We start from the raw sequence: 10,848 nt of genomic DNA, 5'->3' as shown, positions 1-10,848 counted from the left end.
GTCACGGCAATGGTGCAACGCTCTGCATCCCGACTGCATTCTGCAGCTACACCGGAGAAGCGCTCGACAAGAAGACTCCGCTCCTGCGCAGTTTGCAAGCTCTTTCTAAATCTACCCGCCGCCTCATGACCTGCTTCAAGGCGGGCCCGAAGAAGACGACGGTCACGCTCGGCGCCGAACAGGAATACTTCCTCATCGACAAGCGCTTTTACCTGCAACGCCCGGACCTGTACCAAGCTGGCCGCACTCTGTTCGGTGCCGCTCCCGCGAAGCACCAACAGATGGATGACCACTACTTCGGTAGCATCCCGGCTCGAATCCTCAACTTCATGAACGAAGTGGAAATCGAACTTTGGAAGCTCGGCATTCCGGCCAAGACCCGCCACAACGAAGTGGCGCCTGCCCAGTTCGAACTGGCTCCGATGTTCGAGGAAGTGAACCTCGCGTGCGACCACAACATGATGATTATGGAAGTGCTCCGCAACGTGGCCGACAAGAACGGCCTCGTGTGCCTGCTGCACGAAAAGCCTTTTGCCGGCGTGAACGGTTCCGGCAAGCACAACAACTGGTCCGTGTCTTACGGTAAGGGTAACTTGCTCAATCCGGGTAAGGACCCGCACCAGAACGCCGTGTTCCTCACCACGCTCTGCGCCATCATTTACGCTGTCGACACCCACGCTGACTTGCTCCGCATGACGACTGCTGGCGCCGGCAATGATCACCGTCTCGGTGCAAACGAAGCGCCTCCGGCCATTGTCTCCATGTTCCTCGGCGACCAGCTCATGGACGTCATCGAACAGATCGAACAGGGCGTGCCCAAGTCCTCTAAGCAAGCTGGTGCACTCCGCATCGGCGCCGACATGCTCCCGGCTCTCCCGCGTGATGCCACCGACCGCAACAGAACTTCTCCGTTCGCCTTCACCGGCAACAAGTTCGAATTCCGTGCACCGGGTTCCAGCCAGAGCTGCTCCGAACCGAACGTGGTTCTGAACACCATCGTGGCCGAAGCGTTCGACATGATTTCGGAACAGCTCGAAAAGCTTGACGAAAAGAACTTCCACACGGGCCTGCAAAAGATCCTGCAGAAGATTGTGAAGGAACACAAGCGTGTCATCTTCAATGGTAACGGCTATACCGATGAATGGGTTGCCGAAGCCGAACGCCGCGGTCTCCCGAATATTCGCACCTCCGTGGAAGCTCTCAAGGCCCTCACCAAGGAAGAAAATATTCAGTTGTTCGAAAAGTACGGCGTCATGAATCGCCGCGAAATGGAATCCCGCTACGAAATCAACGTCGAAGATTTTCACAAGAGGATCCACATCGAAGGCGAAGTCTGCCGCGACATGGCCAAGAACATCATCTTGCCGAAGGTCGTCGAAGCTTACTCCAGCGCCCTCAAGACCAACGAAATGGCTCTCAACCAGGGCTTCCCTGGCGTCGATGCGTACGTGAAGTCTCTGGGCGAAGGCGTCAAGAATCTGAGCGCCGCCATCGCTACGATGGAAGAAAGCCTGAACGGCCTGCACGAAGGCATTCTCGATGCGATGGCCGCTTTGCGCAAGGTTGTCGATGGCCTCGAAAAGGTCGTCCCCGACGAAATGTGGCCTCTGCCGAAGTATAGGGAGATGCTTTTCATCTATTGATGAAAAGCATGGGCTTCCGTCGAAGGTGGAAGCCCAAATGCCAGTTTATTTACTAGTAGTGTCATCCTGAGCGGAGAGGCAAAGCCTCGTAGTCGAAGGATCTCTACTAAAATATTCTTGAAAAGTCCCAGCCCTCGGGCGGGGATTTTTTGTATCTGCAAACGACGCTAATTGTCGCATGTGCAATCTATATTCGTGATGTTCCCCAAAAAGGAGTGCGTCATGAACAGATTGGAAAAACTTGAAATATCGAATGTCATTGGTGACTTTCGAGCTGCCCTTGAAACTTTGGATCGTTACGATCACCAGCAGTTGGAATTCCCGAAGACCGGTGTCGACTATAGTGAAACGAATGGCCCCATTACCTATGAACTGGCGATGGAAGCGATTGGTGTACTCAAGGAAAAATTCCGCGACAGCGGAATCTTCGGTGTCGAAAAGGATGCTTCTTTCAAGAGTTCACTCGGACAAATTTATCAGACCTTCGACGGCAAGGAACTTTATCCGACCGTACAGATGAAGGCGGCAACGCTCCTGTATCTGCTTGTCAAGAACCATTCCTTTGTCGATGGCAATAAGCGCATTGCTGCGTTCATTTTCTTGTGGTATATGTCGCGCAACGATATCCTTTATCGAGTGGACGGCTCCAAAATCGTAAGCGATGGAGCCCTAGTCGCACTCACGCTGCTCATTGCCGAAAGCAAACCCGAAGAACGTGAAACCATGACCAAACTCATAGTGAACTTGATTATGTAGGTGGCTTTTATGAAAGACTCATACTTTACAGACCCGCGAGACGGTGAAACCTACCGCACCGTGAAAATCGGAAATCAGATTTGGTTCGCCGAAAACTTGCGGCATAAATGCGAAGGTGCGCAGGCGTATGCCGGCGGCATGGGGTATTTGTGCTTGAATGGCGAAACGCCGCCTTACGATTGGAACTGCGACCCAAATGTGAAGAAATATGGCTTGTGCTACTACTGGAAATTTGCAGAAGCCGCAGTCCCCGAGGGCTGGCGCTTGCCGAACAATGACGATTGGCGAGACTTGTTTAATGCAGTTGGCGCAAAATGTGAAATGGGCGAGCATGGTGCCGAAACTTACCTCGGGGCGGCTCTTGCGTTAAAGTCCAAAGACGATTGGGAAGAAGACGAACTGTTCCCTGTTGGCAAAAGTGCTGATGCATTCAACTTTACGGCGTATCCGGCGGGTTGCATGGAAGAATTCGGTTTTTGCGGAGCACGAGGCCGACACACTCGTTTCTGGAGTTCTGTCGGGCGAAACAAATGGGCTTACCGCGTTTGCCTGGACAACTTCTACGACGATGCTGTTCTCGACCGCTTCTGGAACGACTTCTCCTGCGCGAATTCAATCCGCTGCGTGAAGGATGCGTAAAAATATCAAAAAAGGTAGCCTTCCGACTACCTTTGTGCTTATAGATTACTTAAGCGAAAGCATTGTAGAAATCACGTCGTCCGGTACATTCTGCGAGCGGAGATAATTGGCTCGTTTTGTAGTCAGGGCTTCGTTCTTTTCGCGTTCCTGCTGGGCACCTTTTTTCATACCACTAGCAAGGCCCCTTGCTTCGCCCTTGAGGAAGGCTTCAGCTTCGAGAACTTCGTATTCATGATGGTCGAACATGTTAGCCTCCAATGCTTTCAAAAGTTCTGGGCTCATGCGACTTACACGCAAGCGGTCAAGTGCATTCGCGAAAATCGGATCTTCCGTCTTGGGAACCTGGAGTGGCCCCCTAGAGATAAGCCTAAGCCAGAAATCCTCGCGGGTTTTCACACCCTTGCGCAACTTCACGAAATTAGGCAAGTCAATAACAATATACCTATTTTTCCGCGAAATGGGAAGGGCGTTCCCAGACTTGACATCATGTTCGCTATAGGTGGACCATACATCCTTGTAGATATCCTTCGGCTTGAGAATCGGGTCGTTGCAAAGCCAGATGGATACCGTTTCCGGAAGTTCGTAGTAGCGATACCTGCGTTCCTCTTCCGGTAGGCCCAAGAAATAGGGAGAACGGTTAAACTCGTACTTGCCGCGCAGCGTGAGGTACGTGTTGTAGAGCTGCATGCGGTCATAAAAGAACGAGTGCACCTTGTTCTGCATTTCGATATTCATATGGCGATTGTCCCGAGTGTGTACCCAAACATCAAGCCGAGCCGGATCATTCTCCGGCATAAAGATGTCGATGGGCTTCTCGAATTCGTATTCAAGCTCCGTGATTTCGCGTTCGTGGTCCAGCTGGAGCAGGCTGTTGAGCACATCGCGGATCGTATCCTTGTCATCCATCAGGATGCGGAAGGTCGCCGCGTATTTGGGCAGCAGGAATTCCTCGCCGCGCTCGTTCGTGACAATGTACTTCTTGGTCGGCCGACTTGCATTTTCATCAGGCATATAAGTTTCCTTTCGTGTTAAATTAGAGATAGTCCCTATTTCTTAACACGTTTGATTCAATCCGCCAATGCCCGAATTTTTGTAAAATTTTTGTAAAAACAGCAAAAAGCCCGGCGGAGAGCCGGGCTGCAAGGGTTTGTTTCCTAGGAAATAAAATTTCTTTTGGATTTACGCGACTTCGATGTCGAGCTTGCTTTCGGTATAGCGTTTGACCACGGAATTGAGCAGCGTCTGATAAGGAATGCCGACGCGTTCTGCCTTTGCCTTGAACGCTTCTAAAACACCCGGATCAAAACTTGTTCCTACCTTGGTCTTGCGCTTTTTAACGGTCGCTATGGCAGCAGCAATTGAAGGTGCGGGGGGCATAGCGGTGCCTGCGTTTTCACCCGTTTCCTCATATTCCCTTTCAAGGGCCAATGCAAGTTCTTTGTCTGTCATGAATTACCTCCTTGGGTAAAGTGTAATCAGAGTATCTGTGAGCGCGTTATAAACTAGCCTAAACCCTTGTTCATCAAACACTGTATCAACCAAAATCACTGAGTTGTCAGAGTCCGAAATTTTCCAAGAGGTAATCGGCTCGTTTGAATCAAAGAAAGACCTCACTTGTTTTTTCGGAAAAGCCTCTCTCGTCCATTCGCTGTTTTGCGTGATCGCTTATCTTTATGTCCATAATATATATCTTTATCTAGATAATGACAAGATTGTTGTTCGGGGGGCACCCTATTACTTAACACGTTTGTTTTGGCGATTCAGAGCCAATTTTTTTGAAAAATTTTTGTAGAAATATGAGTATATTTATTATATTAGTAACGGAGTTTATTCAACTAGAGGCTTTATCGAGTAGTAACATTTTGACATAAGTTTGAGCTTTGCTCTTGGCTTCCTACAGAAATCGGCAAAATTTTTGAAATACGGAAAACTAAGATGCATAGGTTCACGCCGCGTGGCGTGGGTTTTTGCATTTATTCCGTATAGGTTTTGCCGAACCACTGTAGGGTAAGTAGCATTAATTCCACGCTTTTTTTTGTGGAGTTATGAAATCCGAGAGCAAACGACATTAATTGTCGTCTGCTCGTTTTATATTAGGGCTATCGGTAAAACTAATGGAATGTAGGAATCTATAAGAAAGGAAGATTTTTTACAAGGAGATAAATATGTCTGAAGAATTCGCTTATTCTCAAGAAAAACTTGACGAAGAGTTGAGAAAATACCAGGAAACCTTCAAGAAACCGAATATCTTGATTTGTGGCCAAACGGGTGCGGGAAAGTCATCTATAGTCAATTTCATCTTTAAAGATGAAGTGGCCAAAGTCAGTGATGGCGAACCATGCACTAGGGATATTACTTTATACAAGAACGATTTGGTTAATATTTATGATAGCGAAGGATATGAGCTTGGAAGAGAAGACTATTATAAGAAAATGCTCTTTGATGAATTCCTTTGTAAGGACGAACATAAGGGGATAGATGGCGAAGAAAGCGTCCATCTCGTTTGGTATGTTGTTAATGGTGCAAGTAAACGCTTTACACCCTATGATGCGGAACTTTGCCACAAAATTAGATCGGAAAAGTATAAGCTGTGCATCATCATTTCACAAATTGATAACCTTGATGAAACTCAATTGGATGAAATGGTTCAATCCGTAAAACGGCAAACTATGGACGTCGTTGGAATCAAATGCTTTAGAACGTCAAATAAAGAAGAGGCTATTAATGCTCGCGATGAAAAGGGCGATAAATATACAGATTGGGACGAGCTGATTGAATGGTCTATGGATCAAATGCCCGAAATGTGCAAAGATCGTTTTGCGAGTGCGATGAAGAAGGGCTTGAAAGAGAAGGAAAGTCAGGCGAAAAAGAGAATTATTGCTGCAACAGCAGCTGCAGCTACAGTTGGTGCTTCTCCCATACCATACAGTGATGCCGTAATATTGATTCCGATACAGACTGGACTTGTTCTTGCGGTATTGAATGTTTACGGACTTAAATTTGCAGGAGGGGCTGCTGCTGTGGCAGGCTTGCTTACTGCAATTGGTGTTAAGAATGCAGGTAAAGCAATTGCAGGAAATCTCATAAAAATGATTCCTGGAGTTGGTTCGTTTGTTGGAGGCGTAATCAACGCAGCTGTTGCTGCTGCCTTTACCGCGGCAATAGGCGAAGCAACGTCAGTATTTGCTTATAAGCAGTGTGAAAAGGCGATAAACGGTGAATCTGACTACTATGTTGATATCAATGATTTCTTTAACTCCGATTTTATGAATTTGGTAAACCAGATTCTTTCGTCTAAATTGAACAAGTAAACAAATGATTTAACTGGGGAATTGCTAAAAATTCCCCTGTTTTTTTTGAATGTTCTCTGCTTTCTACTTGAGTATGAAAAAAGGATATGTATGATATATTTAGAAAATAAAGCAAAAACAGCCTTGAATGCAATGATTCTTGGTCAAACTGGTGTTGGTAAAAGTTCTCTTATAAACTATTTGTTTGGTTTGGATGGGAAAAACGAACTTGCTGCAGGTGCGGGAACTCCTATAACTCCAGAAGGGGAATTTGCTAAAAAGACCATAAGTAGGGAGTCTCTTGATATTACTATATATGATAGCTGGGGATTGGAAAATAAGCGAATTGAAAAATGGGAAAAGACTATTTTTGACAAGATTGATTCCTTAAAGAGTTCCTTCGAAACACAGATTCATGCTATAATCTACTGCATTAGTTATTCAAAATCGCGTATTCAGAATTTTGAGATTCAGTTTATTTCTGATTTGTTGAAAAAAAATGAACATGTGATAATTGTTTTGAATCAAGCTGATTGTGGTACTGCGGAAACAAAGCAAGAATATCATAGAATTCTGTCAGAAGGTCTGTCCAAGTTTAATGGTTTGTATGATGTAGTTGAAGCTCGTAGTGTGGCAAAACCTAAAATAGGACAGTCTGCGATTCCTTGTTTTCAATTTGGAAAAGAAGATGTTTTTAAGGCTATTTCTGCTAACTATCTAATTTATCTAGTGTTGCAAAAAATGGGTGCTTGGGAATCTCATGTTGATGCAGTTATAAGGAATGTCGCAAAGATTGATAATCCTAACTTTGATAAAATCAATGATTCTATGGCCGAGTCTGTATTGAAATCGTTTGCTCCTCCAAAAGTCGCTGTTATTGGGGCGTTCGCGTTGAAACTTCTTTCAAATTGGGCAAATCTTCCTTTTGGAGAATTGACACAAAGTGTTGTGGGTGAAGCAAATGAAAGTTTAACAAGTGTAATCAAAGAAATCAATAGACATATAAAAAATTTCCAAAAAGATTTGCATGTTGATTCGATGCTGTTTGCTTGGGGTGAATATGTTAACCCTGGAAATCGAGTGGTTGGAGTGTGGAGCAAATTAAAAGAGACTTTGTTAAGTGAATCTGTTAAGGGCGACATTCAATTAGAGTCGTTTTTGTGTTGGGTGAAAAAAGTGTCTGCCGATATAAAAATAAAGTATCTAAATACCTTAAATGGTAACCTTAGGGCAAAAATTATTAGAGATTCCATATATAAAAATGACTGGAAGAAAATGCTTGTTCTTTGTTATTCTTTCCAATATTTGGGGAAAAGAATAAGTAGGGATTTGTTTATAAAAGGTGTCAGTAATATTGATGTATTTAAATCAAGATTGGTGGAATTCTCAAAAAAGAATCATATACTGCCGAGTGAAATTTTGGTGCATTATGATGATACCATTTTCGGTAAGGAATTCTTTGCTTTGACTTCGGATAAGTTTTACTATCATAATGGAGATGAGTTAAAATCAATAGATCTAGAAACTAATGGTACAGCAATCTATCCAATAATGGGAGAAATTACGAAAGAAAATCAATTCTCTGATGTAGGAATTGACTTGAAAAGACTGCTGATTGCGATTACGAATGAATTCACTTAAAATATGAACGGAAACTAGGAATCTTAATATGCCCAATCAAGATGTTGATAATAAATCGGTTCTCCCTACTTTGCGAGAGGTTACAAACGACAATGCGATAGATAAATTTTCTCAATTTGCGGATTCGTTAAAGGATGTGCCTCCTGATATTGCAAAGAATGCTATTGAGCAAATACCAGAGTTTAGCATTACGATGTTAAGTATGGCCAATGGACTTCGTGAAACTCTATTTAATCTTACAAAGCAAAATGCTGATAGTACGCAGAAAGTGTATGATGCTTGTAACAAGACGTTAGATAATCTGCAAGAAATGCTTTTGAATGATAATTTGAAATTTGAAGAAAAAAAATGGATCGTTGAAAAGTATGCAGAAATTCTTCGTATGATGAAAGAAATTGATTCTGACAATAAAGAATTCTTGTTAAAAGTGGCTTGTGTTGCAGGCTCGGTTGTTTTAGCAGTTGCAGGAACTTTTGGTGGATTGTTACATAAAAAAAAGAAATCAAGTATTTTTCCTTGGAAATAGATTGATATTTATGTCCACAAAATTCTATTGTAAATATTGCGGAATCGGTTTCCCTTCGGTTTTTGCATTGGTGCATGCCCGCTGTGCAAAACAGGGGGGTGGTGCGAATCATGTGCTGTATGAAGGCTCCGAAAAGTCCAAGTACACTTGCAAGTATTGCGGGCTGCAATTCCCGACGATATTTGCTATGGTGAATGCTCGTTGCGTTAAAAGTCCGTCGAAAGGTGGCCACGAACCGGCTCTGTAATTGGAGTTTACATGTCTAATTCCGCTTACGATTCCCGCTTTCTTTCTATCCCCTTCTACAGATCGCATCCGTATATGATGCCGTTTGTGGGGGATGCTTACGAATCTCCGAAGCATAAAAAGCTTTTGCTTGTGGGCGAGAGCTTTTACTTGCCCGATGGTGCTACGGTGCATCACGATGCGGATTCGTGGTATGGTACTCCGTCGCTTACGGACGATGAGCGCGATTGGTGCAACACTCGTGGAACTCGCGAGGGTAAGAGTGGTCGTTTCGGAAAAGAGATTGACCGTTGCTTGAATCTGGTGCTGCCGAGCGGGGGCAATGGCTGGCATCAGGTGGCTTTTCTCAATTATTTTTTGCGTCCGGCGGATTGTACGACAGGAATCGAGGATTTGTGGAACGCTTATGGCGGTAAGGAAATTGATTGCGAACAAGCTATTCGCAATTTCGTCAAGGTCCTAGAAATTCTGAAGCCGGACATGTTTGTGTTCTTGAGTTCTCGTGTCTGCAAGCAGGCGGAAGGTTTTGATTTCCCGAAGTATTTCGGTGGAAATCTTTGGGATTGGACAAAATCCCACGGAATCGTTGATTATATCTATACGAATCATCCGTCTAGCGCCCATTGGAACCAAACCATGTCAAAATATGATAAGGCTCGTGGTATGACGTCGCGGGACTTCTTTTGCGCATGGCTTAAGGAAAAGTGGTTGAGATAATTTGTTTAAGCTTTGTATGTTGTGAAAAAGCCTATGTCAAAAGCCTCTTATGATGATTTATTGTCGTCTATCCCGTTTTATCAATCTCACGGGTGCATGACCCCATTTGTTGGTGAAAACTATGAATCTTCGAAGCATAAAAAGCTTTTGCTAATTGGTGAAAGCCATTATATGCCAGAAGGATCTATAGTACATCAAAATAGATATTTTGAAAAAATGACGATTCGTGATATAGCAACAAGTGATATTGAGCAGGAAATCAGCCTTGCAGAAAGTGGACTCGCTGGGTTGCAAAAGACACTTAATAGTAGAGAGGCTTTGCTGGGCATAATTCTGGAACAATTGGAATCTTTGGCGAATCCACCAAAAACAAGAAAAAAAGCTTAAGTCCGAGCAAAAAAGATGCTTCCTGAACGGCTTTTTCTAATAAATATACAAACATATTGCTTTTGTAATGTGTTTATACTATATTTAGTAGTTGTATATCGTTTGAGGTCTGTATGGCGACATCAATATTGCAAATACGTGTGGATGATAAGTTGAAAGACGAGGTCTCCGACTTGTTTGAAAGTCTAGGAATGGACATTCCTACGGCTGTTCGCATTTTTTTCAAACGTGCGGTAATTGAAAGAGGGTTGCCGTTTAAGGTGTCCGAACATCCTACGATGAGTGAATCTTCTGGACTTATGTCGGCATTACGTGCGCTCAATGATGATGCATTGAAAAACGGCTCTGCAGGGATGAGCGAAGCAGAAATTGAAGAGGAAATCAAAGCTGCAAGAGCGGAGAGGAAAAAACGTGTATTACGCAGTCGTTGATACAAACATATTGGTTTCTGCAGCCCTTGCGAAAGATCGTCTGCAATCAGTTCCTTATGCGGTTTTTCAAGGTATCTCGAAACACCTTTTTACACCGATTGTTGATGAAAATATTGTTGAAGAATATTGTGAAGTGATGAGCCGTTCTAAATTCAGGTGGAATGCTTCATACGGTCAACACTTTGTGGATGAAATTTTGAAGTATGCTATAAACGAGCCTGTCGCACCAACGGACTTTACTTTGCCGGATGCTGATGACAGAATCTTTTATGATGTAGCTTTCGCTCATCGTGATAAAAATGCTTATATCGTTACGGGTAATATAAAGCATTTTCCTAACGTTCCTTTTGCTATAAGTGCTCGAAATTTTCTGGATTTGATAAATCCCGTTCAGTCGCAAATGGTTGTAAATGATGTCGCTGTTTCTTATTCTGCGTCCACTCTTATGTCTGCATTACATGCGCTCAATGAAGAAGCCTTGAAGAACGGCTCGGCAGGCATGAGCGAAGAAGAAATTGAAGCCGAAATCAAAGCTGCAAGAGCGGAGAGAAAATAGGAAAGATAAACAAAGC

At 43.9% G+C, this 10,848-nt stretch carries 13 protein-coding genes; 11 read left to right on the top strand and 2 right to left on the bottom strand.

Annotation, left to right across the window (positions count from 1 at the left end; genetic code table 11):
• The 3 genes from Q0W37_RS12925 to Q0W37_RS12915 form a co-directional block, all read left to right on the top strand.
• Positions 1-1,643, top strand: a 1,643-nt coding sequence (locus tag Q0W37_RS12925; RefSeq protein ID WP_297701968.1) for a glutamine synthetase III, incomplete at its 5' end; no start/stop codon positions are given.
• A 222-nt stretch (positions 1,644-1,865) separates the two neighbouring features.
• Complete coding sequence (locus Q0W37_RS12920) at positions 1,866-2,399, top strand: Fic family protein (protein WP_297701967.1); 534 nt, start codon at positions 1,866-1,868, stop codon at positions 2,397-2,399.
• Between the two features lie 9 nt (positions 2,400-2,408).
• A complete protein-coding gene (locus Q0W37_RS12915; RefSeq protein WP_297701966.1) occupies positions 2,409-3,038 on the top strand; it encodes an FISUMP domain-containing protein in 630 nt (209 codons plus the stop codon).
• 45 nt (positions 3,039-3,083) lie between these two features.
• Here Q0W37_RS12915 and Q0W37_RS12910 read toward each other — a convergent pair whose 3' ends face one another.
• The gene (locus Q0W37_RS12910; protein WP_297701965.1) at positions 3,084-4,049 is read right to left on the bottom strand and encodes a PD-(D/E)XK nuclease family transposase; all 966 of its coding nucleotides are present in this window, start codon (positions 4,047-4,049) and stop codon (positions 3,084-3,086) included.
• Positions 4,050-4,217: 168 nt separating this feature from the next.
• Positions 4,218-4,487, bottom strand: a complete 270-nt coding sequence (locus Q0W37_RS12905) for a hypothetical protein (protein WP_297701964.1) — start codon at positions 4,485-4,487, stop codon at positions 4,218-4,220.
• Between the two features lie 716 nt (positions 4,488-5,203).
• Here Q0W37_RS12905 and Q0W37_RS12900 point away from each other — a divergent pair.
• The 8 genes from Q0W37_RS12900 to Q0W37_RS12865 all read left to right on the top strand — a co-directional run bounded on the left by Q0W37_RS12900 (position 5,204) and on the right by Q0W37_RS12865 (position 10,832).
• The gene (locus tag Q0W37_RS12900) at positions 5,204-6,349 is read left to right on the top strand and encodes a GTPase (protein WP_297701963.1); all 1,146 of its coding nucleotides are present in this window, start codon (positions 5,204-5,206) and stop codon (positions 6,347-6,349) included.
• A gap of 90 nt (positions 6,350-6,439) precedes the next feature.
• The gene (locus tag Q0W37_RS12895) at positions 6,440-7,969 is read left to right on the top strand and encodes a GTPase domain-containing protein (RefSeq protein WP_297701962.1); all 1,530 of its coding nucleotides are present in this window, start codon (positions 6,440-6,442) and stop codon (positions 7,967-7,969) included.
• A 28-nt stretch (positions 7,970-7,997) separates the two neighbouring features.
• The gene (locus tag Q0W37_RS12890) at positions 7,998-8,495 is read left to right on the top strand and encodes a hypothetical protein (protein ID WP_297701961.1); all 498 of its coding nucleotides are present in this window, start codon (positions 7,998-8,000) and stop codon (positions 8,493-8,495) included.
• Between the two features lie 10 nt (positions 8,496-8,505).
• Positions 8,506-8,742 carry a hypothetical protein gene (locus Q0W37_RS12885; RefSeq protein ID WP_297701960.1) on the top strand — a complete coding sequence of 79 codons (237 nt, stop codon included), beginning with the start codon at positions 8,506-8,508 and terminating at the stop codon, positions 8,740-8,742.
• An 11-nt stretch (positions 8,743-8,753) separates the two neighbouring features.
• Positions 8,754-9,458, top strand: a complete 705-nt coding sequence (locus Q0W37_RS12880; protein WP_297701959.1) for a hypothetical protein — start codon at positions 8,754-8,756, stop codon at positions 9,456-9,458.
• A 21-nt stretch (positions 9,459-9,479) separates the two neighbouring features.
• Complete coding sequence (locus Q0W37_RS12875) at positions 9,480-9,845, top strand: hypothetical protein (RefSeq protein WP_297701958.1); 366 nt, start codon at positions 9,480-9,482, stop codon at positions 9,843-9,845.
• A gap of 113 nt (positions 9,846-9,958) precedes the next feature.
• Positions 9,959-10,276, top strand: coding sequence for a type II toxin-antitoxin system RelB/DinJ family antitoxin (locus tag Q0W37_RS12870; protein WP_297701957.1), 318 nt, complete (start codon positions 9,959-9,961; stop codon positions 10,274-10,276).
• Positions 10,257-10,832 (top strand): putative toxin-antitoxin system toxin component, PIN family, encoded by a 576-nt coding sequence (locus Q0W37_RS12865; RefSeq protein ID WP_297701956.1) that lies wholly within the window; start codon positions 10,257-10,259, stop codon positions 10,830-10,832. Before Q0W37_RS12870 ends, Q0W37_RS12865 begins: the two co-directional genes overlap by 20 nt.
• The last annotated feature ends 16 nt before the right edge of the window (positions 10,833-10,848 follow it).

Source organism: uncultured Fibrobacter sp. (genome assembly GCF_947166265.1).
GTDB lineage: Bacteria > Fibrobacterota > Fibrobacteria > Fibrobacterales > Fibrobacteraceae > Fibrobacter.
The sequence above is the reverse complement of the archived record's forward strand: the minus strand, read 5'-3'. Positions and strand labels throughout refer to the sequence as shown.

Bases quoted from the DNA above. Each gene is read 5' to 3' on its own strand.
- Q0W37_RS12900 (WP_297701963.1), top strand. From the start codon at position 5,204: ATGTCTGAAGAATTCGCTTATTCTCAAGAAAAACTTGACGAAGAGTTG.
- Q0W37_RS12920 (WP_297701967.1), top strand. From the start codon at position 1,866: ATGAACAGATTGGAAAAACTTGAAATATCGAATGTCATTGGTGACTTT.
- Q0W37_RS12910 (WP_297701965.1), bottom strand. From the start codon at position 4,049: ATGCCTGATGAAAATGCAAGTCGGCCGACCAAGAAGTACATTGTCACG.
- Q0W37_RS12885 (WP_297701960.1), top strand. From the start codon at position 8,506: ATGTCCACAAAATTCTATTGTAAATATTGCGGAATCGGTTTCCCTTCG.
- Q0W37_RS12915 (WP_297701966.1), top strand. From the start codon at position 2,409: ATGAAAGACTCATACTTTACAGACCCGCGAGACGGTGAAACCTACCGC.
- Q0W37_RS12905 (WP_297701964.1), bottom strand. From the start codon at position 4,487: ATGACAGACAAAGAACTTGCATTGGCCCTTGAAAGGGAATATGAGGAA.
- Q0W37_RS12870 (WP_297701957.1), top strand. From the start codon at position 9,959: ATGGCGACATCAATATTGCAAATACGTGTGGATGATAAGTTGAAAGAC.
- Q0W37_RS12890 (WP_297701961.1), top strand. From the start codon at position 7,998: ATGCCCAATCAAGATGTTGATAATAAATCGGTTCTCCCTACTTTGCGA.
- Q0W37_RS12895 (WP_297701962.1), top strand. From the start codon at position 6,440: ATGATATATTTAGAAAATAAAGCAAAAACAGCCTTGAATGCAATGATT.
- Q0W37_RS12880 (WP_297701959.1), top strand. From the start codon at position 8,754: ATGTCTAATTCCGCTTACGATTCCCGCTTTCTTTCTATCCCCTTCTAC.